The organism is Bacillus cereus group sp. MYBK220-1 (genome assembly GCF_051916445.1).
Classification (GTDB): domain Bacteria; phylum Bacillota; class Bacilli; order Bacillales; family Bacillaceae_G; genus Bacillus_A; species Bacillus_A cereus.
Window position 1 is genome coordinate 40,006 of sequence record NZ_JBQAGQ010000004.1, and the last position, 22,313, is coordinate 62,318.

The following is a 22,313-nucleotide window of genomic DNA, read 5'->3' on the forward strand; positions in this document are numbered from 1 at the left end:
ATGCTGTAATATGAAGAGGAAAAAGTATAAGTAGTTAGAGAAGTGAGGAATTAAAGGTGAAGAAGTTTAAGAAGTTTTACTTGGAGATTACGAGTGTATGTAATCTTGCGTGTAGCTTTTGTCCGCCGACGGAAAGGCAGAAGCAATTCATTTCTGTGGAGGATTTTGCTAAAAGATTAGACCAAATTAAACCTCACACAGACTACATTTATTTGCACGTGAAGGGTGAGCCGTTGCTCCATCCGAAAATAGATCAACTATTAGACTTAAGTCATGAAAAAGGGTTTAAAGTTAATATTACAACGAACGGAACGTTAATTAATAAGAGAAGACATAGGCTGTTAAATAAGCCTGCGTTAAGACAAATGAATTTTTCACTGCATAGTTTTGATGGACATCCAGGTTCGCAAGATAAAGAGGGCTATGTAAGGAGTATACTTTCCTTCATTAGGGAAGCGACAAGTCAATCAGATTTAATTGTATCGTTAAGGTTATGGAATTTAACTCAGGATAATAAAACAAATGCTGAAATCCAGAAAAATAGAGAGTTATTATCTATAATTGAAAATGAATTTGATCTATCTTATCAAATTGAAGAGAAGCTTACACCAGGAAAAGGTATAAAAATTGCAGAACGTGTCTTTATTAATCAAGACTATGAATTCCAGTGGCCAGCATTACATGAGGAAGAGGATGATGGGAAAGGATTCTGTCATGGACTTCGTAATCAAGCGGGTATTTTAGCGAATGGAACAGTTATTCCTTGTTGTTTAGATGGTGAAGGGATTATTAACCTTGGGAATATTAATAATGATTCATTTTCTAACATTATTGAAGGTGAAAGAGCAACAAACATTGTCGATGGATTTTCGAAAAGAGTTGCGGTTGAAGAACTTTGCAGGAAATGTGGATATCGCAAACGGTTTGGGAAGTAAATATGAAATAAGCCCTCATTAAAGCGAGGGCTTATTTTTTTATTCTTGATAAGAATGCTCTAATTCATCAATTAATGAACCAACGTAAGAAACAGCTTTACGGATTGCATCTGGTTTTGACATATCTACTCCGGCATGTTTCATTAGTTCAAGTGGTTTCATTGTACCACCAGCACGAAGCACATCTAACCAGCGATCAATAGCAGGTTGTCTTTCCTCTTTAATCATTTGAGCTACTGCAGTGGATGCAGTGAGGCCTGCGGAATATGTATAAGAATATAGACCCATATAATAATGAGGTTGACGCATCCAAGTTAAGCCTGCACCTTCATCGATTTCTACAGAATCTCCCCAGAATGTCGATAGGACATTCGTTTTGATTTCAGTTAAAGTTGTAGCTGTAAGGGCCTGTCCTTCTTCTGCTAGAGCATATACTCTACGTTGATATTCACCCTCAAGTAAGTGAGTAACAAAGTTGTGATAATATGTGCCAAGTAGTTGCAGAATAACCCATCTGCGCATTCTCTTATCGTCAGTAGTCGCTAGTAAATGCTGAGCTAATAGTAATTCATTCATAGTTGATGGTGCTTCAACAAAGTACATAGATGGGCGTACGTTCATAATACGTTGATTTTTATTTGCTAAATAAAAATGACCGGCATGTCCAAATTCATGTGCTAATGTAAAGCATCCGCGCATCGTATTTTGCCATGTAATTAAAATATAGGGATGAGAGCCGTATGGACTTGAGCAAAATGCTCCTGTTGATTTACCTACGTTATCTGCAAGATCTACCCATCTTTCTTTGAATCCTTTTTCGATTATGGAACTATATTCATCGCCTAATATTTTTAAAGAATCTTGAATGAGCGTGCCTGCGTCTTCATAAGTAATCGACGGATTAAATTCGGGATCTAAAGGTGCATGTAAGTCACAGAAAAGCATTTGATCGAGTCCTAATACTTTCCTTTTTAAATCTGCAAAACGGCGCATATGAGGTGCTAGTTCTTTATAAATAATATCAAGTTGGTTGTTATACATTTCAAGTGGAACCTTTTGTGGTTCTAATAGCATATGGGTAACGGATTCATATTTACGTAAACGAGAAAGTGTTACTTGTTTTTTTACTTCAGTAGCATATGTTGTGGCAATTGTATTTTTATATCGGTTTAGTGTGGAAACAAATGATGAATATGCTTTTCGACGTATATATGTGCTTGGAGAAAATTCATATTTGCTTTCAACTAATGAGAATGAAACAGGAAGTTCGTTTCCTTGTTCGTCTTGTATAGAAGTGAAATCCATATCGGCCAATTTAGTCATGCCGTAAATTTTGTATGGAGAACTATGAACTTCGCCAAGTGCAGCAAGTGCTTCTTCTGTTTCAGGAGAGAGTGTGTGCTGTCTTTTTTGTAGTATTTCTAGTAACGATTTACGGAAAGGTTCAAGTTTTGTTTCTTCAGTTAAATATTTTTCAATTGTTCCTTCGTCGAATGAGAGGATTTCATTATGAATAAAGGATAGTGCAGTATGTACTTTCGTCCATAAAGCAGAAATTTTGGAAGAGTTCGCTTGAATACTTGGATTTGTACGATCAGTAGATTCTTTTAAATTTGCATATGAGTATAGTTTTGTTAACGTCATTAAAAGCTCTTCTTCTAAAAGTAGGCAATTTAATAAAGTGTGGGAGCTAGTATGTAAATGCCCTTTAAATGAATCAAGTTTCTGTATATCATTTTCCAATGCGTTTAATGCAGCATGCCATTCGGCATCAGAATTATACAAATCGGATAAATCCCATGTTAGTTCAGCAGGTACCTCTGCGCGATTAAGGCGATTTTCCATTACATTTTTCAAGTCGTATCTCCTCCTTATTAAGACTATCTAAACACATAATACTAGAAAATTCAGTTAAATTAAAATATTTTACATTTTTATATACAAAAAAGAAGGACAAGCATGAAAATGCTTGTCCTTCGAGTTAATTTAAGAATTAATATACTTTGTCACCATTGAAAATCGAGTTTTTCACGACAACATAATCTACAGTACGAATAGCGTCTAATTTTGTTCCGCCAGCGTAAGAGATAGAAGATTGAAGATCTTGTTCCATTTCGATTAACGTATCTTCTAAAGAACCTTTATGCTCAACGAACATTTTCTTACCTTCAACGTTTTTCTTCTCACCCTTTTGGAATTCAGAAGCAGAACCGAAGTATTCTTTATAAAGTTTGCCATCTCTTTCAATTGTTTCCCCTGGAGACTCTTCGTGACCAGCGAATAGAGAACCGATCATGACCATAGTTGCCCCAAATCGAATAGATTTAGCTACGTCGCCGTGTGTACGAATACCACCATCAGCGATAATTGGCTTACTTGCAGCTTTTGCACACCAGCGAAGTGCAGCTAGCTGCCAACCACCAGTTCCGAAGCCTGTTTTAATTTTAGTAATACAAACTTTACCAGGTCCAATACCAACTTTTGTTGCATCGGCACCAGCATTTTCTAATTCTCTTACCGCTTCTGGAGTTCCAACGTTTCCAGCGATAACGAAGCTCTCTGGTAAATGTTTTTTAATATGTTGAATCATGTTGATCACAGCATTAGAATGACCGTGTGCGATATCAATCGTGATATATTCAGGTGTAAGTTGCTCAGCAGCTAATTGTTGTACGAATTCATATTCGTCCTCTTTTACACCAACGCTGATAGAAGCGATTAATCCACGTGATTGCATATCTCTAATGAATGAGATTCGTTTCTCTGGTTGGAAACGATGCATGATATAAAAGTAGTTGTTCTCAGCTAAATAAGTTGCAATTCTTTCATCAATAATCGTTTGCATATTTGCAGGCACGACAGGTAATTTAAATTTATGTTTTCCTAAAGTGACAGTTGTATCACATTCAGAGCGGCTATTTACAATACATTTTGCAGGAATTAATTGAATATCTTCATAGTCAAATACGTTTTCCATCATTTACACCCCTAAAATACGAATATTTTATTTTTATTAATCAAAAATGTTCGTCCATAGGATAATTTACATTATTTTTATTAAGAAGTCAAAGGATTTCTTAACATTTTTTAAAAAAGTAGATTTTATATCTAAAAAAAAACGTTAAAAACGAATTTAAAACGTTTTTTTGTTTTTATTGTTCGTTTATGGGAAGGGTTGAAAAATTAAGATAATTATACAAGGTTGTATGTATTCTTTTTATTTTTTTGAGTGGATGTAGGATACTATAAAAAGGTTAATGCTAACAATACGAGAAAAAGATGTTATCAAGTAGTTGAACAATATATGAAATGAAAAGGTTTATTTCTATATAAAAAGATGAATCTGGCATGATTCACCTTTTATGTGAGGTTTCAAGTATAATAAGTAGGGTGATAGTAACGTATACAAAAGATAAAAAAGAAAATAATACAGAATAAAATGAGGTTAATATATGAGTAAAAAAAGTTTTTCTGATTATAAATTAAGTAAGGAAATTGTAAGGGCACTTACTGGGTTAGGGTATGATCATCCAACGGAAGTACAAGGTGAGGTTATTCCAGTTGCATTACAAAAGAAGGATCTTGTTGTGAAATCCCAGACTGGAAGTGGAAAAACAGCTTCATTTGGTATTCCACTTTGTGAAATGGTGGAGTGGGAAGAGAATAAACCACAAGCATTAGTTTTAACACCAACGAGAGAGCTTGCGGTACAGGTAAAAGAAGATATTACAAATATAGGTCGATTCAAAAGGATTAAGGCTGCGGCAGTTTATGGGAAATCTCCATTTGCACGTCAAAAATTAGAATTAAAGCAAAAGACACATATTGTAGTTGGGACTCCTGGTCGTGTGTTGGATCATATTGAGAAGGGTACCCTTTCTTTAGAGTGTTTGAAGTATTTAGTTATTGATGAAGCAGATGAGATGCTAAATATGGGCTTTATCGATCAAGTAGAGGCAATTATTGATGAATTACCTACAAAAAGAATGACAATGTTATTTTCAGCAACACTTCCAGAAGATGTTGAGAAATTGTCTCGTACATATATGAATTCACCAACTCATATTGAAATTAAAGCGGCTGGGATTACGACGGATAAAATTGAACATACTCTTTTTGAGGTGATAGAAGACGAGAAGCTTTCACTACTTAAAGATGTAACAACGATTGAGAATCCTGATAGCTGTATTATTTTCTGCCGTACACAAGAAAATGTAGATCATGTATATAGACAATTAAAACGAGCTAACTATCCTTGTGACAAAATACATGGTGGTATGGTACAAGAAGATCGTTTTGAAGTCATGGATGATTTTAGAAAAGGAAAATTCCGTTATTTAGTAGCAACAGATGTAGCTGCGAGAGGAATTGATATTGATAATATTACACATGTTATTAATTATGATATTCCACTTGAAAAAGAAAGCTATGTACATCGTACTGGAAGAACGGGACGAGCTGGAAATAGTGGAAAAGCTATTACATTTATAACACCATATGAAAATAGATTTTTAGAAGAGATTGAGGAGTATATTGGATTTGAAATTCCAAAGGCAATTGGACCTTCAAAAGAAGAAGTTATGAAAGAGAAAGCTGCATTTGAAGAAAAGATACATGCTAAACCAATTATAAAGAAAGATAAAAATGCAGACATCAACAAAGGCATTATGAAGCTGTACTTTAATGGCGGGAAGAAAAAGAAAATTAGGGCGGTAGATTTCGTCGGTACAATTGCTAAAATTAAAGGTGTTACAGCAGAAGATATAGGCATTATTACGATACAAGATAATGTTTCTTACGTTGAAATATTAAATGGAAAAGGACCACTTGTCTTGAAAGTCATGAAGACTACAACGATTAAAGGGAAACAACTAAAAGTTCATGAAGCAATTAAGTAAATAAAAAACTATCCACTTTAATAGGTGGATAGTTTTTTATTTATGATTCTTTTAAATCATCCACTAGTTGCTCCGCTAAACGTCTATACATATTACTCATAGTCACGAAGGATGTTAGTAGTAGAAATTTTTCTAGCTTTGTATCTTCTAAGGAAGAAATCTCATTTACTTCTGTAACACGGTTATTTACGTCTTGTTTAAAGCTTTCGACATTGCTTTCAGTAAGAGCAAGATAATTTTTGTATAACGTATTTAATTCGAATGAATCATCATTTAATAAGGAGTCATTTATAGTTTCTAATGAACTTTTTATGTCGTTAATGGAGAGAGCTCCCTTTAATTGATAAATTAGGCTAATTAAAATCATATGCTCTTTTGAATACTTTTTATTTTTGATGGGGATGAATAGTTTCCCTTTTGCGTAATTATTAATCATCGTTTTGGTTAATACTTTTTCATCATCAGTTCTCGTTGTATCTGCATAAGTATTCTCAAATAGTTGAACAACTTGATCTACATATAAGTCAACATTTGGAATATCCTCAAGTTTAATGTTTTTTTCTAAATGCAATGTCTCAAGTAATTCATTTATATTTTCCACGTAGAATCCCTCACTTTTATAACTTAGTGGAACTTAATGTTTAATATATCTTTAAATATGGTATTACGAAACAAATGAATTGTAAATGTTGACCTTAAAAAGAAATGTGTATATAATTACATGTAGTTATTAAAACTACATGTAATTATATGAGGGGTGTTATTATGAATGCTTATGTAAGGGAACCAGTTAATGCATTTACTCACTTAGGTGGAGCGATATTATCATTTATTGCCTTATTAGCTATGCTTGTGAAAGTTTCTATCAAGATGCCATCATTTGCTGCAATTACAGCTGTTATTTTGTTTGGTATTGGAATGATGGTCCTTTATACGGCGTCAGCTGTGTATCATAGTGTTGTGGCCAATGAACGTGTTATTTACTTCTTTAGGAAGCTAGATCATTCTATGATTTTTATATTAATTGCAGGTACATATGCACCCTTTTGCTTAATTACATTAAATTCAGCAAGTGGTTTACTATTATTTTGTTTAGTCTATGCAACTGCGATTTGTGGCATTGTATTTAAAATGTTTTGGTTTAATTGTCCAAGATGGTTATCGACAGCAATTTATATTACGATGGGTTGGTTAATTGTGTTATTCTTTGCACCGTTAGCTGAGAATTTAAGTACAGGAGGCATTATTTTCTTAGTACTTGGGGGCATTTTTTATACAATTGGTGGATTTATTTATGGAACAAAGCCAAAATGGTTAGAGTTTAAATATATGGGGCATCATGAAATTTTTCATGTTTTTGTATTATTAGGTAGTCTTGCGCATTTTCTAAGTGTATATTGTTATGTAATTTAATAAAAAAACGCCACATAATAAAAATTATGTGGCGTTTTTTTATTACCTGATTAGAATCGTATATGTTATAAAATTATTATGGGATAAAATGTAAGTTTCTGTGTTCGCATGTTAAACATAGGATAAGAAATATGTGATATACTTTGAGAAGTTTATAATGAATGAAATATGGAGGACTATAATTATGGCAATACTTGTAACAGGTGGAGCAGGATATATTGGTAGTCATACATGTGTAGAATTACTAAATAGCGGTTACGAAGTTATAGTAGTGGATAACCTTTCGAATAGCTCGGTAGAATCTATAAATCGAGTGAAAGAAATAACAGGAAAACAATTTAAGTTTTATAAAGAAGATGTTTTAAATCGCGAAGCGCTTGACGCAATTTTTGAAGAAAATGCAATTGAAGCAGTTATTCACTTTGCAGGATTTAAAGCTGTAGGGGAGTCAGTAGCGATTCCATTAACATATTATCATAACAACATTACAAGCACGTTAGTGCTATGTGAAGTAATGCAGAAACATAATGTAAAGAAGATAATCTTTAGTTCATCTGCAACTGTATATGGTATCCCGGAAACGTCACCGATTACGGAGGAGTTTCCATTAAGTGCAACAAATCCATATGGTCAAACGAAATTAATGATTGAGCAAATTATGCGTGATGTAGCATTTGCAGATGCAGAATGGAGTATCGCGTTACTTCGCTATTTCAATCCATTTGGTGCACACGAAAGTGGGCGTATCGGAGAAGATCCAAATGGAATCCCAAATAACTTAATGCCATATGTAACGCAAGTAGCGGTAGGTAAGTTAAAAGAATTAAGCGTATTCGGAAATGACTATCCAACGAAAGATGGAACAGGAGTCCGTGATTACATCCATGTTGTGGACTTAGCAAATGGTCACGTAAAGGCGCTTGAGAAAGTACTGAGTACAACGGGAGTAGATGCTTATAACCTGGGCACAGGTATGGGCTATAGTGTACTAGAGATGGTTGAAGCGTTTGAAAAAGTTTCGGGTAAGAAAGTTCCTTATAAAATTACAGAGCGTCGCCCAGGTGATGTGGCAGTATGTTTTGCTGATGCATCGAAAGCAAAGCGTGAATTAGGCTGGGAGGCAACACGCGGATTAGAAGAAATGTGTGCAGATTCTTGGAAATGGCAATCAAATAATAAAAATGGCTATTTAGAAGTTTAATGATGAATATAAAAAAATGACCTTTGCATAAAAGCAAGAGGTCATTTTTTATTAATTTTATTAGCGAACCTAGAAAAGAACGTTCGCTGTTTTAAATGATGTGATTTTACAATATCTTATGCTAGAAGGTAGTAGAATGAGATAGAGGAATGTATTATTTTATTAATTTTTTATAGAAATTGAAAGCGTAGTATTGAAAAGTATTCCAACACTTGTATCATTGCTAGAGTCCGTTTATAATCAAGGAATCCTAGTTCATGTTTTAATAGGATTATTTATTATTGAAAGCGTTTTAAGTTCGCTCCTTTTTGAGGTAGGAGGTCTGACTTATTCGGATGAAAAATTATGTATGTAGTTTTAAATGGGAAGAAAAATAATATAAGTATCACTTTATAGTGTGGGGAGGTTAAAAGTGTGAAAGGTAAAGATTTTCACACGAATATATATGGGTTATGTAGGATTATTACTTTCAGGGGCAGCTTTATTTTTAAATAGTCTTGTTATATTAGGGAAAGCAGAGATGAAAAGTGCGGGTGTTTTTAATTTATTTGTGGGTGCACTACAAATTATTATTCCGTTTTATTTGATCATGATTTCTGACCAAAGCAATTGGACAGTGTATTCATATGCGGCTACTTTCTTATTTGGATTAACTTATTTATATGTAGGTGTTACTTTTATAAAAGGAATGGATAGTAGTGGTCTAGGATGGTTTTGTATTTGGGTAGCAATTATAGCCTTATTCTATATGGTTGTTTCATTTGTTCAATTCCATGATGTTGTTAATGCGTTAACGTGGTTTATGTGGGCATTACTTTGGTATTTATTCTTTGTATTAAATACACAAAAGAAGAACATTAATCAATATCTTGGAAGGATTGCCTTCGTACAATCATGGGTAACATTGACTTTACCTTCACTCTTTTATTTTATGGGAGTGTGGGGAGAGGGATTTGTATATGAACTATGGGTTTATGTATCAGTAATTTCTATTTTGTACTTCTGTTATTGTATTTATAAATATCGAGTACGTTAATATATTTTCTGTAGAAAAGCATGGAATCGTTAAACGAATTCCATGCTTTTTATATGTTGGCACTTATAATAGAGAGGTAGTATTTTACAATTTGCTAAAATGGGGATGATGAAGTTGAAAAAAGTATTGGTGCTAGGGGGAACAAGATTTTTTGGTAAACATTTAGTAGAAGCACTTTTGCAAGAGGGGCACGATGTAACGATTGCGACGAGGGGAGTTACTGAAGATTCTTTTGGTAGCGCAGTAAAAAGAATAATTATTGATAGAGAAGATGGAAAGCTACTAGAAAAGCGTCTAGAAGGAAAAAGTTATGATATTGTATACGATAATTTATGCTATAGCTCGAATGCAGCGAAGATAATATGTGAAGTGTTACGAGGGAAAACGAAGAAATATGTTATGACATCTTCAATGGCCGTCTATGAACCTGCCCTAAGCTTATCAGAAGAAGACTTTAATCCGCACGATTATGCAATCGCGTATGGAGATAGGAATGACTTCAATTATGGTGAAGGAAAGAGATTAGCTGAAGCCGTTGTATTTCAACAAGCAACATTCCCAGTTGTTGCAGTTCGTTTTCCAGTTGTTATTGGAGAAAACGATTATACGAAAAGGTTACAATTTTACGTTGAATGTATTGTGAACCAAAAACCTATCGTTGTGGATCATGTAGATGGAACTTTGTCATTTATACATGAAAAAGAGGCAGGAGAGTTTCTAGCTTGGTGCGGAATGGAAAATGTGAAAGGGCCAATTAACGCCTGTAGTAACGGGGTAGTTTCTACGGAAGAAATTATTCATTTCATAGAAGAGAAGACAGGAATAAAAGCACTCATTCAGAAAGCTGGGGAAAATATAGCTCCTTATAATGAGGTAACTAACTGTACATTACATAATGGAAAGGCTCGTGAATTCGGATTTTTGTTCCGAGAGCTGAAACTAGAAATGAAAAATGTTTTAAAACATTATATAAATACAATGAAGTAATCATAAATCCCCCGGTGGCAATCCGGGGGATTCTGGAGGATTTCGACAATACTGATTTTACATTACCAAATTTACCTTATACGTACGACTAATGTTTTTGTGATTGAATTGCTTGTAAATACTTCTCGTTTACTTGGTCCCAGTTTACTGTATGCCACCAGTTGGTAACAAACTCTGGGCGCCTATTTTGATACTTTAAATAATAAGCATGTTCCCATACATCAATTACGAGTAAGGGGATTTTCCCTTCTTGCAAAGGCGTATCTTGATTTGGTGTACTCATAACAGAGAGTTCCTCACCGTCAAGAACAAGCCATCCATAGCCACTTCCAAAACGACTAATAGCTGCTTTGGAAAGTTGATCTTTTAAGTTGTCAAAGGTATTGAAATAATAATCAATTACTTTTGCAACGTCTCCATTAGGCTCACCGCCACCTCGTGGGCTCATCACTTCCCAAAAAAGACTATGACAATAGTGACCACCACCGTTATTTCGTACAGCTGTAACAATTTCCTTCGGTAAAGCATCTAAATTACATAGCAATTCTTCTAAAGATTTATTATGTAATTCAGTATAATTTTCTAAAGTAGCATTTAAATTGTTTACGTATGTCGCATGGTGCTTTCCATGATGAATGGAAAGTGTATTGCTATCAATATGTGGCTCTAGTTCATCATAGTCATATGAAAGCTTTGGCAATTGAAATGAAGACATAACATTACCTCCTTTCCACTTAAAAAGTTGGTCTAGGTAAAAATACTTTACCTGAGTCAAAAATACACCCATTTTCCATATAAGTCAATAGTAAGTCCATTAATTTTCTGAAAAATATTACAATAAAAGTAACACTCTCACTTTCATTTGTGACTCCTATCCTTTTTGCTTATACTGTAAAGTAGCAGGGTTTTGTTGAAATAGAAGGAGATTGTTTATGAGTAAAACGAAACAATTAATAGAGGAAGCAAGTAATTTTATTACGATTTGTTATAAGGAGCTTCATAAAGAACAATTGATAGAAGAACGTATAAAAGAAATTCAAATTGAGATAGAAAAGACAGGGACATATGAGCATACATTTGAAGAACTTGTTCATGGTTCACGAATGGCATGGCGTAACAGTAATAGATGTATTGGAAGACTATTTTGGAGTAAGATGCACATATTAGATGCGCGCGAAGTAAATGATGAAGAGGGTGTATATAATGCATTAATTCATCATATTAAATATGCAACGAACGACGGGAAAGTTAAACCAACCATTACGATTTTTAAGCAATATCAAGGTGAAGAAAATAATATAAGAATTTATAATCACCAATTGATTCGATATGCAGGATATAAAACAGAAACGGGAGTGATTGGTGATTCTCATTCCGCTACATTTACGGACTTTTGTCAGGGGCTTGGTTGGCAAGGAGAAGGTACGAATTTCGATGTATTGCCACTTGTGTTCTCTATAAACGGGAAGGCGCCTACATATAAAGAAATTCCGAGAGAAGAAGTAAAAGAAGTGCCAATTGAACACCCAGAATACCCTATTTCATCACTTGGAGTAAAATGGTATGGTGTTCCAATGATTTCAGATATGCGTTTAGAAATTGGCGGTATTTCTTATACAGCCGCTCCGTTCAATGGATGGTATATGGGAACAGAAATTGGGGCGCGCAACTTAGCAGATCATGATCGTTATAATTTACTTCCGGCTGTTGCGGAGATGATGGATTTAGATACATCGAGAAACGGTACCTTATGGAAAGATAAGGCGCTAATTGAGTTGAATATTGCCGTACTACACTCCTTTAAAAAACAAGGAGTTAGTATTGTTGATCACCATACTGCTGCACAACAATTTCAGCAATTTGAGAAGCAAGAAGCTGCTTGTGGTCGTGTTGTAACAGGTAATTGGGTATGGCTTATTCCGCCATTATCTCCAGCTACCACTCACATTTATCATAAACCGTATCCGAATGAAATTTTGAAGCCAAATTTCTTTCATAAATAATATTTAGTGTAGGTTTTTTCTGTGAAATATAATTTTTTTTAATTACTGTTATGTAGCAAATGGAAGCCTTTACTCTCGGTTATTTTTGGAAGAGGCTTTTTGAACCAAGGAGTACCTTATGTTATAATCAAATTTCTGTTTCGAAGACCTTATAGAAATATAAGGTCTTTTGTTTTGCTTTTTTATGTAAGAGGAAGAGGATTTTTCTTTTTAATAAGGGATTTGGCATATTTTTAGGGACAACATAAGTATGTGGGAAGTCGATAAAATGTTATGCATATATAATTATTATGTTTTTAGGTTTAAACAATAAAACATAATAAAGTTGTTTTTTTAGATTGCTGAGGAAGGAGGAAGGAAGTATAAATGAGGATGAAGAGTCGAAAAACTGATTGGCCTGTATTTATTATTAGTGGTGGTTCACTTTTATTATTTGTAATTGCAGTTTTTTTGAACAAGGATTATGTAGAGAGTGCGATTAATAAAAGTTTCGCTTTTTCAATTAAATATTTCGGTGCCTTCTGGCAAGTTTTATTATTAGGTACATTTATTGTTGCGATGTGTATGGCTTTCTCCAAATATGGGAGAGTTAAGCTTGGGGGATTAGAAAAACCTGAGATTAGTACGGCAAAATGGCTTGCTATTATTATGTCTACATTACTTGCTGGAGGTGGCGTTTTTTGGGCAGCAGCAGAGCCAATGTATCATTTGATGACGGTGCCACCAATACATGATGGTATATCTGCTGGAACGAAAGAAGCAGTCATGCCTGCTTTAGCACAAAGTTATATGCATTGGGGATTTTTAGCATGGACGATTTTAGGTACAATTAGTGCGGTAGTTATGATGTATGGACATTATCATAAAGATATGCCGCTAAAACCTCGAACACTTTTATATCCTATTTTTGGGGAAAAATTAAGAAAGAGCCTGCTTGGAACGATAATTGATGCAGCTGCAATTATTGCAGTAGCTGCAGGTACAATTGGCCCAATTGGATTTTTAGGTTTACAAGCAAGTTATGGATTACAAGAATTATTTGGAGTTTCTGATGTGTTTACTACTCAATTAGCAATTATTGTTTGTGTGGTGGCCGTGTCTACCATATCGGCAGTAACAGGTATTGATAAAGGGATTCAAATTATAAGTAATTTAAATGTTAGATTAGCAATTGTGTTAATGGCATTCATATTACTATTTGGGCCAGGTGGATTTATTATTGATTCGTTTGTTTCTTCGTTTGGATTTTATGTAAATGAGTTTATACCGATGAGCACATACCGTGGTGATACAAGTTGGTTAGGATCTTGGACAATCTTTTTCTGGGGATGGTTTATTGGATACGGACCAATGATGGCAATTTTAGTGAGTCGAATTTCAAGAGGGAGAACGATTCGAGAAATCATCGTTGCAATTGGAATTATCGCACCTATTATTACAACATTTTGGTTTACTATATTAGGTGGATCAGGCGTGTTTTATGAGTTGATGAATCCTGGGTCTATCTCGGACGCATTAAGTGAATCTGGTATGCCGGCAGCTATGATTGCAATTACAGGGCAATTGCCACTTTCTAATATTATTGGACCAGCATTTCTTTTATTAACAATTTTATTTGTAGTGACAACAGGAGATTCAATGGCGTATTCCATTTCAATGGCAGTGACTGGAGACGGAGATCCTAGAATTAGTTTGCGAATTTTTTGGTCGCTTATTATGGGCGCAGTTGCAGCAATTCTTTTATATATGGGTGAAGGAAGTATTAATGCGCTACAATCGTTTATCGTGGTGACGGCAGTTCCGGTATCAATTTTGTTATTCCCAATGCTATGGTTAGCGCCTAAAGTTGCGGGAGAATTAGCATTAAAACAAGGTATTGTAAAAGAAGAAGATAAAACTGCAGTCTTATTTCAGAAGGCTAGTAAATCAAAATAAATAAAAACGTAAAAGAGGAAGCATCTTAAATGAGATGCTTCCTCTTTTACGTTTAATCTAATACTTTTCCCTTTGTTTCTGGTACACATAGTAGCATTGTAATTAACCCGATTGGGTAGATGATAAAAATCAAGGACAATGCTCCAAGTAGGTTGCCACCTGTAGCAAGTAAGCCAATAATAACAGGCCCAAATCCAGCTAACCCACGTCCTGTACCGAAAATAAAGTTTTCGGCGGTAGAGCGAGCTTCAGCAGGATAGTTTTCAGCTAAAATTGCTCCAAATCCTCCCATCATTCCATTTGCAAAGAATCCAAGCAATGCACTTCCCCATAATAATAATGTTGAATCTGTGAATAAGAAGAAGTAAATGAGACAGTATACTGTACCGCCAATATAATAGATTGCAAAAGTTTTACGGCGACCAATTTTATCAGCTAGAATACCAAAGATTGCAATTCCAATTAGCATACCGATGGTAGAAATGAACATCCAGCCACTTGCTTTTGCTAATGTATAGTTATATTTATTTGCTAAAATAGTGGGCATCCATGTGAAGATTCCGTAATATCCGAAGTTTTGGATGAACGACATAATAATAAGACCAATTGTTGTAATTGTTACTTTTTTATTGGCAAATAACTTTCGAAGTGGAAATTTTTTTATATGTTTTAGTTGTTCTGCTTCAGTAGTTGTTAATTTACCTGCAGCTTCTTTTTGCAATAGTTCCTTTTTGTAGCGTTGTTTTTGCTCCCATATTTTCGGTTCACTTAAACTTTTACGGACATAGACAGCTAGTAAAGCTGGAATTAATCCAAATAAGAAAACGGCTCTCCATCCAAAGTGTGGGACAATAAATGCTGGAAGGAGTGAAGCAATCAGTACACCAAATTGCCATCCAAGTGCAACAACAGATGTCGCTTTAGCGCGCATTTCTTTAGACCATGTTTCTGTTACGATGGCCATTCCGATTCCGAATTCACCACCAACTCCCATTCCAACTAAAAAGCGCAGAATTAATAATTGCCAGTAGTCTGTTGCGAAATAAATGAGTGCGGTTGCTAGTGAAAACAGTAAGATTGTGAAGGCCATTGTACGAATACGGCCAAATAAATCAGCAATAAATCCAAATAAATAAGAACCAATTAACATTCCTATTGTGGTAGCTAAAGTTAAGTTTCCACCTTCAACAGGACTTAAGTGAAACTCTTTTAAAATATAGACAAGTACGAAAGATAATAGCAACATATCTAAACCTTCTGCTGCATATCCTAGCGCAGAACCAAATAATGTTTTATATCTTTTCGCTTTTGTCTCCTCTGTTGTTTGTTGTACATCAGTAGTGACGTTCATTATTACTCCTCCTTATTTTCTACAGTCGCTATGGAAGAATAACAAAAGGCCTTCTCACCTGATATGATGAGAAGGCCAAAAAAGCATACGTATCCCCAAGAAAAGAACATACGTATATTGTATTCCGACTTCCTTCTCAACCTCACGGGGTTGGGTTAAAGGACTGTATTATATTACTTTATTTTTAGCACTCTTCTATATGTATTGTCAAATAAAGAGGAAGTTATTATGTGTAAAATATTTCAAAAAACATTTCGTTCTTCTTGACGCCGACTTCATTATTTTCCCATAATAAAACTAACTAAATAAAAAGGAATGAATCAAAGATGCTAAATTTAGTACTCATGATGATTGAACGAGTCGGACTTATAGTTATTTTAGGATTTTTACTCTCTCATATTAAAACTTTCAGACGCCTCCTTCATAAACAGGATGGCTATGTAGATAAGCTTAAGCTTATTTGTATTTTTTCGGTATTTACAATTGTAAGCAATTACACTGGGATTGAAATAGCAGGAAATACGATTATGAATGAAAATTGGTTACAAGGTGTTTCATCATCGAGTACCATTGCAAATACACGTATTATGGGTGTTGGAATTAGTGGATTGCTTGGTGGTCCTATCGTCGGAATTGGGGTAGGATCAATTGCTGGTATTCACCGTTATATGCTTGGAGGGACGACAGCTCTAAGTTGTGCAATCTCTTCAATTTTAGCAGGCGTTATAACTGGTTATATCGGATACATTTTTAAAAAATATAACCGTACAATTACCCCTAAGTTTTCAGCGATTTTAAGTGTTTTTATCGTTTCTTTAGAAATGATTATGATCCTATTAATTGTAGAGGATGGAATGAGCATTGTGAAAACAATTGCGATACCAATGATCCTTGTAAATAGTTTTGGAAGTTTTATTTTACTTTCTATGATACAAGCTATTTTGCGTCAGGAAGAGAACGCAAAGGCACTTCAGACTCATAAGGTATTACGTATTGCAGATAAAACGTTACCATATTTTCGCCAAGGCTTAACAGAAGAATCGTGTAAGCATGTGGCACAAATTATTCACCGCTTTACAGGAACAGATGCGGTATCCTTAACAGATACAGAGAAAATATTAGCTCATGTTGGATTAGCATCAGATCACCATATTCCGTCACATAGTTTAATAACTGGTTTGTCGAAAGAAGTGTTACACACAGGGAAAATAATGAAAGCAAAATCACGTGAGGTTATTAATTGTCAACATGAAGGCTGCCCTTTGCAAGCGGCGATTGTTATTCCACTAACTTCACATGGAAATACAATAGGGACATTAAAACTGTATTTCAAAAATCCTAACCAGTTAAGTCGTGTGGAAGAGGAATTAGCAGAAGGATTAGCAAAAATATTCTCTACACAACTTGAATTAGGTGAAGCTGAGTTGCAAAGTAAATTATTGCAAGATGCGGAAATAAAGGCATTACAAGCACAAATTAACCCGCATTTTTTATTTAATGCGATTAATACAGTATCAGCTTTATGCCGAACAGATGTAGAAAAAGCAAGGAAGTTATTATTACAGCTTAGCGTATATTTCCGATGTAATTTGCAAGGGGCACGTCAGTTATTGATTCCACTAGAACAAGAATTAAACCATGTACAGGCATATTTATCCTTAGAACAAGCAAGGTTCCCAAATAAGTATGAGGTAAAGATGTATATTGAGGACGAGCTAAAGACAACTTTAGTACCACCATTTGTTCTTCAACTATTGGTTGAAAATGCATTGCGACACGCTTTTCCGAAGAAGCAACCAGTATGTGAAGTAGAAGTGCATGTTTTTGAAAAAGAGGGTATGGTTCATTTTGAAGTAAAAGATAATGGGCAGGGAATTGAGGAAGAACGTTTAGAACAATTAGGAAAGATGGTAGTTTCGTCAAAGAAAGGGACTGGAACAGCTTTATATAATATTAATGAACGTCTTATTGGATTATTTGGAAAAGAAACGATGCTTCATATCGAAAGTGAATTAAATGAGGGGACAGAGATTACTTTTGTTATTCCAAAAAAAGTAGGGGAGGAAGAGCAGATTGTTAAAAGTATTAGTAGTTGACGATGAAATGTTAGCACGTGATGAACTAAAGTATTTATTAGAGAGAACGAAAGAAGTTGAGATAATTGGTGAGGCTGATTGTGTGGAAGACGCATTAGAAGAACTAATGCAAAGTAGACCAGATATTGTGTTTTTAGATATTCAATTATCCGATGATAACGGATTTGAAATCGCCAATATATTAAAGAAGATGAAAAATCCACCTGCAATTGTATTTGCTACTGCCTATGATCAATATGCACTGCAAGCATTTGAAGTAGATGCGTTAGACTACATTTTAAAACCATTTGATGAAGAGCGTATTGTGCAGACATTAAAGAAGTATAAAAAACAAAAACAATCGCAAATAGAAACGAAGCACGAAATAAAGGGGACAGATGTAACAGTAGAGATGCATAAATTAGCATTACCAATTGAAGAATCAATCGTACTTGTTAATATTGAAGATATTGTATATGTAGGACTTGTGGACGGAAAAGTGACAGTAAAAACAATGAGGGAAACATATGTAACACACGATACACTTGTGATTTTGGAAAAGAAGTTGCCGCAAGTAAGTTTCATGCGCATCCATCGTAGTTTTATTGCGAATATTAATCATATTACTGAAATTCAGCCATGGTTCAATTCTACTTATAATTTAATCATGAAAGAAGGATCAAAAGTACCTGTTAGCCGTACATATGCAAAAGAACTCAAGAAGCTGCTTCGTATTTAAGGAGCAGCTTTTGTATTTCATCCTTTTATATTTGTAACTGATTCTGTATATTTGACGCTCTGTTATGTAAACGCTTACTCGGGCGGTTATATCCTATACAATAAAGGTACCAAATCGAAAGAGGTGGCCAAAATGAGTACGAAAAAAGTATATAGTTTCTTATCACAAGCATTCATATTCTCAGCTATTATGTTAATTTCTAATATTATTGCAACACATTTACCAATTCCAATGCCTTCATCGGTAATCGGGTTAGTTATTTTATTTAGTCTATTATGTTTAAAAGTTATTAAATTGGAGCAAGTTGAATCACTCGGAACAGCTTTAACAGGTATTATTGGATTCTTATTCGTCCCATCAGGTATTTCAGTTATTAATTCTCTTGGTGTAATGGGACAATACTTTGTACAAATTTTAACTGTAATTGTTGTAGCAACAGTTATTTTACTCGCTGTAACAGGATTATTTGCACAATTTATTTTAGGAAAAGATGAAAAAGAAACAGAAGATACAAAAGAATTGAAAGTAGTAAATAAAGGACGCAAGCACGGAAAGGTTGCGTAACCATTGTATTTATATATTGTTGGGAGGTAATGAACATGGCAAGCACAATGACTCCATATTTCGGAATCGTCGTTTCATTAATCGCATACGGAATCGGAACATTATTATTCAAGCATTCAAAAGGGTTCTTCCTATTTACACCATTATTCGTGGCGATGGTATTAGGGATTGTATTTCTAAAGGTAGGTAACTTTACTTTTGAAGAATATAATACTGGCGGAAAAATGATTAGTTTCTTCTTAGAGCCAGCAACAATTGCATTCGCTATCCCACTATATAAACAAGTTGATAAGTTGAAAAAATATTGGTGGCAAATTTTATCAGCTATCGTGGTTGGATCTATTTGCTCAGTAATTGTCGTGTTCATTGTTGCAAAAGCAATCGGTTTAGATACAGCAGTAATGAATTCAATGCTACCACAAGCAGCAACAACAGCAATTGCGTTACCAATTTCAGAAAGTATTGGTGGTATTCCAGCAATTACATCGTTTGCAGTTATTTTCAACGCAGTTATCGTATACGCATTAGGAGCATTATTCTTAAAAACATTTAGAGTGAAACATCCGATTGCAAAAGGTTTAGCACTTGGAACAGCGGGTCATGCATTAGGAGTTGCAGTAGGAATTGAAATGGGTGAGGTAGAGGCAGCGATGGCAAGTATTGCTGTAACGGTAGTTGGGGTTGTAACAGTAGTTGTCATCCCAATGTTCATGCCATTCATTGGATAGTAAAACTTACTTAAAAAATAAGAAAAGCAAGCTATTTGTAGGACAGATTTCTACTGATAGCTTGCTTTTTATGTTACAGTAGTGGTAAGACCTATTAAAAAATGTAAGTTTCCTTAAATCTTCATTAATACTATGTAGAATACGTTTTGAATTAGGTCATTGTATTGTAAAATAAGAAGTAGGCTACTATATACCTGGTAAGGTAGGCATATAATGAGTTTATAAAAATCTTAATATGAATGAATAATTAAAAGTAGAAAAGAGAGAGAAATCTACTTATTAACGTTTTAGTTTATAGGACAGGAGAGAGTATTCGTCGATTATGCAAATAAAAAACCTGTTTCAAAGCAAAGGATTCCAGAGGTTACTCGTATTAGTAATACTTGCTCTCGTGTTATACGGGCTGCAAAGTATGTTGAATTTAATATTAATTACGTTTATTCTCACGTATTTAATGGATCGATTCCAAAAGTTTATTTCACGCAAATTAGATCATTTCATGCCTATTAATCGAAAAATTATTATAGCGTTTCTATATGTAATGTTAATTGGTGGAATTGCTATTACGCTATTTAAATATTTACCAGTATTGACGATACAAATTTCACAACTGATTTACCAATTCAATGTATTTTTAAGAAACCCACCAGATAGTGAACTAATTAAGTATGCAGTTAATGCTGTCAATCATATGGAGCTTTCTAAATATGTAGGACAAGGCGTAGACATTTTGTATAAATCGATTACGAATGTTGGTAAATTTGGCCTTCAAGTTTTACTTTCTTTAATTTTGAGTTTGTTTTTCTTATTAGAAAAATCTCGTATTGTCGGTTTTACTGCAAAGTTTAAAGAAAGCAGGCTTGCAATTTTCTATACTGAAATTGAGTACTTCGGAAAGAAATTTGCACGTTCATTTGGAAAGGTAATCGAAGCGCAATTTTTAATTGCTGTTGTTAACTGTGTTCTTTCAGTTATCGCATTATGGATATTAGGATTCCCACAATTATTAGGTTTAGCGTTAATGATTTTCTTGCTTGGCTTAATTCCAGTAGCAGGGGTTATCATTTCGTTATTCCCACTTTGTATGATTGCTTACAATATTGGCGGTATCATGTACGTTGTTTATATTTTGGTTATCGTAACAGTGATTCATGCGCTTGAAAGTTACGTATTAAACCCGAAGTTTATGTCGCAAAAAACAAATTTACCGATTTTCTATACATTTATGGTATTAATCTTCTCAGAACACTTCTTAGGTGTATGGGGATTAATTATCGGTATTCCAATCTTCATCTTCTTATTAGATGTTTTAGACGTGACAAGTGATGAAATGGAGAAGGATGTTGGAAAAAATAAAGTGAAGTAAAGAAAAAGCATCGATGTTCGGTGCTTTTTCTTTTATAATATGATGTTTCTTATGCCATACTGTAAGCAGAACATAGAATAGGGGTGAAGTAATGGCTGTAAATGAAAAGGTAGAATTGGCTACATTTGCTGGAGGGTGCTTCTGGTGTATGGTTTCGCCATTTGAAGAGATGGAAGGGATTATAAAGGTTGTTTCTGGCTATACAGGTGGTCATAAAGAGAATCCAACGTATAAAGAAGTATGTTCAGAAACGACGGGACATTATGAGGCAGTACAAATTACATTTGATGCAAATAAAATGCCGTATGAGGAATTGTTAAATATATATTGGAGACAAATTGATCCGACCGATATTGGTGGACAATTCCACGACCGCGGACAGTCTTATGAAACGGTGATTTTTTATCATAATGAAGAACAACATAAAAAAGCAGAGACCTCAAAAGAAGAGCTTGAGCAGAGTGGACGCTTTTCAAAACCAATTGCGACAAAAATACTACCAGCAGCTACATTTTATCCAGCTGAAGAATATCACCAAGGATACCATAAGAAAAATACATTCCGCTATGAGTTATATCGTAAAGGCTCAGGACGAGATGCTTTTATTAAGCAACATTGGCCAAAGGATAATGCTCATTTAAAAGAAAAACTCAATGAGATGCAGTATTATGTAACACAGGAAAATGGTACAGAACCACCATTTCGAAATGAGTATTGGAACCATAAAGAGGAAGGTCTTTATGTAGACATCGTTTCAGGTGAGCCGTTGTTTACTTCTCTAGATAAATTTGATAGTGGATGTGGATGGCCTAGTTTTACAAAACCAGTGATGTCAGCAAGTGTGAAAGAAAAGATGGATGTGAGTCATAATATGACACGTACAGAAGTGAGAAGTAAAGAAGGAGATTCACATCTTGGGCACGTATTTCCAGATGGTCCAGGACCAAATGGCCTTCGTTACTGTATTAATTCCGCAGCTCTTCGATTTATTCCAAAAGAGGAATTAGAGAAAGAAGGCTATGGCGATTTCCTAATCTTGTTTGGAAATAAAAAATAACCTCGCAGTTAGCGAGGTTATTTTT

19 protein-coding genes and 1 pseudogene are annotated in these 22,313 nt (G+C 34.5%); 15 read left to right on the plus strand and 5 right to left on the minus strand.

The window, feature by feature from the left end; genetic code table 11:
- Window positions 1-56: 56 nt before the first annotated feature.
- Window positions 57-935 carry a radical SAM/SPASM domain-containing protein gene (locus tag ACTFRU_RS17880; RefSeq protein ID WP_000713633.1) on the plus strand — a complete coding sequence of 293 codons (879 nt, stop codon included), beginning with the start codon at window positions 57-59 and terminating at the stop codon, window positions 933-935.
- A 39-nt stretch (window positions 936-974) separates the two neighbouring features.
- On the opposite strand, the gene pepF is transcribed toward ACTFRU_RS17880, so the two are convergent.
- The gene (pepF, locus tag ACTFRU_RS17885; RefSeq protein WP_016123914.1) at window positions 975-2,792 is read right to left on the minus strand and encodes an oligoendopeptidase F; all 1,818 of its coding nucleotides are present in this window, start codon (window positions 2,790-2,792) and stop codon (window positions 975-977) included.
- Window positions 2,793-2,928: 136 nt separating this feature from the next.
- Complete coding sequence (gene guaC, locus ACTFRU_RS17890) at window positions 2,929-3,912, minus strand: GMP reductase (protein WP_000432447.1); 984 nt, start codon at window positions 3,910-3,912, stop codon at window positions 2,929-2,931.
- Window positions 3,913-4,387: 475 nt separating this feature from the next.
- Between guaC and dbpA the strand changes: the two genes are divergently transcribed.
- Window positions 4,388-5,833 carry an ATP-dependent RNA helicase DbpA gene (gene dbpA, locus ACTFRU_RS17895; protein WP_000039350.1) on the plus strand — a complete coding sequence of 482 codons (1,446 nt, stop codon included), beginning with the start codon at window positions 4,388-4,390 and terminating at the stop codon, window positions 5,831-5,833.
- A 40-nt stretch (window positions 5,834-5,873) separates the two neighbouring features.
- Here dbpA and ACTFRU_RS17900 read toward each other — a convergent pair whose 3' ends face one another.
- Entirely contained in the window at window positions 5,874-6,434 is a 561-nt protein-coding gene (locus ACTFRU_RS17900) for a DUF1836 domain-containing protein (protein WP_000427879.1), read from the minus strand.
- Window positions 6,435-6,598: 164 nt separating this feature from the next.
- Between ACTFRU_RS17900 and trhA the strand changes: the two genes are divergently transcribed.
- The 4 genes from trhA to ACTFRU_RS17920 all read left to right on the plus strand — a co-directional run bounded on the left by trhA (window position 6,599) and on the right by ACTFRU_RS17920 (window position 10,470).
- Window positions 6,599-7,246: a PAQR family membrane homeostasis protein TrhA gene (trhA, locus tag ACTFRU_RS17905; protein WP_000995363.1), complete on the plus strand. Its 648-nt coding sequence runs from the start codon at window positions 6,599-6,601 to the stop codon at window positions 7,244-7,246.
- 184 nt (window positions 7,247-7,430) lie between these two features.
- Complete coding sequence (galE, locus tag ACTFRU_RS17910) at window positions 7,431-8,447, plus strand: UDP-glucose 4-epimerase GalE (RefSeq protein ID WP_000996540.1); 1,017 nt, start codon at window positions 7,431-7,433, stop codon at window positions 8,445-8,447.
- 445 nt (window positions 8,448-8,892) lie between these two features.
- A complete protein-coding gene (locus tag ACTFRU_RS17915; protein WP_000542569.1) occupies window positions 8,893-9,483 on the plus strand; it encodes an AmiS/UreI family transporter in 591 nt (196 codons plus the stop codon).
- Window positions 9,484-9,582: 99 nt separating this feature from the next.
- Window positions 9,583-10,470 (plus strand): NAD-dependent epimerase/dehydratase family protein, encoded by an 888-nt coding sequence (locus tag ACTFRU_RS17920; RefSeq protein WP_103597579.1) that lies wholly within the window; start codon window positions 9,583-9,585, stop codon window positions 10,468-10,470.
- 88 nt (window positions 10,471-10,558) lie between these two features.
- On the opposite strand, the gene sodA is transcribed toward ACTFRU_RS17920, so the two are convergent.
- Window positions 10,559-11,185: a superoxide dismutase [Mn] gene (sodA, locus tag ACTFRU_RS17925; protein ID WP_000094037.1), complete on the minus strand. Its 627-nt coding sequence runs from the start codon at window positions 11,183-11,185 to the stop codon at window positions 10,559-10,561.
- Window positions 11,186-11,402: 217 nt separating this feature from the next.
- Here sodA and ACTFRU_RS17930 point away from each other — a divergent pair, with 217 nt between their 5' ends.
- Both ACTFRU_RS17930 and ACTFRU_RS17935 read left to right on the plus strand, forming a co-directional pair.
- A complete protein-coding gene (locus ACTFRU_RS17930; RefSeq protein WP_000047627.1) occupies window positions 11,403-12,473 on the plus strand; it encodes a nitric oxide synthase oxygenase in 1,071 nt (356 codons plus the stop codon).
- Window positions 12,474-12,839: 366 nt separating this feature from the next.
- Window positions 12,840-14,408 (plus strand): BCCT family transporter, encoded by a 1,569-nt coding sequence (locus ACTFRU_RS17935; RefSeq protein ID WP_139848947.1) that lies wholly within the window; start codon window positions 12,840-12,842, stop codon window positions 14,406-14,408.
- 52 nt (window positions 14,409-14,460) lie between these two features.
- Here the strand turns inward: ACTFRU_RS17935 and ACTFRU_RS17940 are convergent, their stop codons facing one another.
- Entirely contained in the window at window positions 14,461-15,759 is a 1,299-nt protein-coding gene (locus ACTFRU_RS17940) for an MFS transporter (RefSeq protein ID WP_001103412.1), read from the minus strand.
- Between the two features lie 326 nt (window positions 15,760-16,085).
- On the opposite strand from ACTFRU_RS17940, the gene lytS reads away from it, so the two are divergent.
- The 7 genes and pseudogenes from lytS to msrB all read left to right on the plus strand — a co-directional run bounded on the left by lytS (window position 16,086) and on the right by msrB (window position 22,288).
- Window positions 16,086-17,855 (plus strand): two-component system sensor histidine kinase LytS, encoded by a 1,770-nt coding sequence (gene lytS / locus ACTFRU_RS17945; protein WP_000933561.1) that lies wholly within the window; start codon window positions 16,086-16,088, stop codon window positions 17,853-17,855.
- A complete protein-coding gene (locus ACTFRU_RS17950) occupies window positions 17,833-18,573 on the plus strand; it encodes a LytR/AlgR family response regulator transcription factor (RefSeq protein ID WP_000921842.1) in 741 nt (246 codons plus the stop codon). The genes lytS and ACTFRU_RS17950 overlap by 23 nt, the downstream gene beginning before the upstream one ends.
- A 132-nt stretch (window positions 18,574-18,705) precedes the next feature.
- Entirely contained in the window at window positions 18,706-19,137 is a 432-nt protein-coding gene (lrgA, locus tag ACTFRU_RS17955) for an antiholin-like murein hydrolase modulator LrgA (RefSeq protein ID WP_000104901.1), read from the plus strand.
- Between the two features lie 35 nt (window positions 19,138-19,172).
- A complete protein-coding gene (gene lrgB, locus ACTFRU_RS17960; protein ID WP_000168869.1) occupies window positions 19,173-19,865 on the plus strand; it encodes an antiholin-like protein LrgB in 693 nt (230 codons plus the stop codon).
- Window positions 19,866-20,187: 322 nt separating this feature from the next.
- The gene (locus ACTFRU_RS17965; RefSeq protein ID WP_001166010.1) at window positions 20,188-21,231 is read left to right on the plus strand and encodes an AI-2E family transporter; all 1,044 of its coding nucleotides are present in this window, start codon (window positions 20,188-20,190) and stop codon (window positions 21,229-21,231) included.
- 91 nt (window positions 21,232-21,322) lie between these two features.
- Window positions 21,323-21,790: pseudogene (gene msrA / locus ACTFRU_RS17970) on the plus strand (peptide-methionine (S)-S-oxide reductase MsrA); the annotation flags it as partial.
- 45 nt (window positions 21,791-21,835) lie between these two features.
- Entirely contained in the window at window positions 21,836-22,288 is a 453-nt protein-coding gene (msrB, locus tag ACTFRU_RS17975; protein ID WP_224201069.1) for a peptide-methionine (R)-S-oxide reductase MsrB, read from the plus strand.
- Window positions 22,289-22,313: the final 25 nt, after the last annotated feature.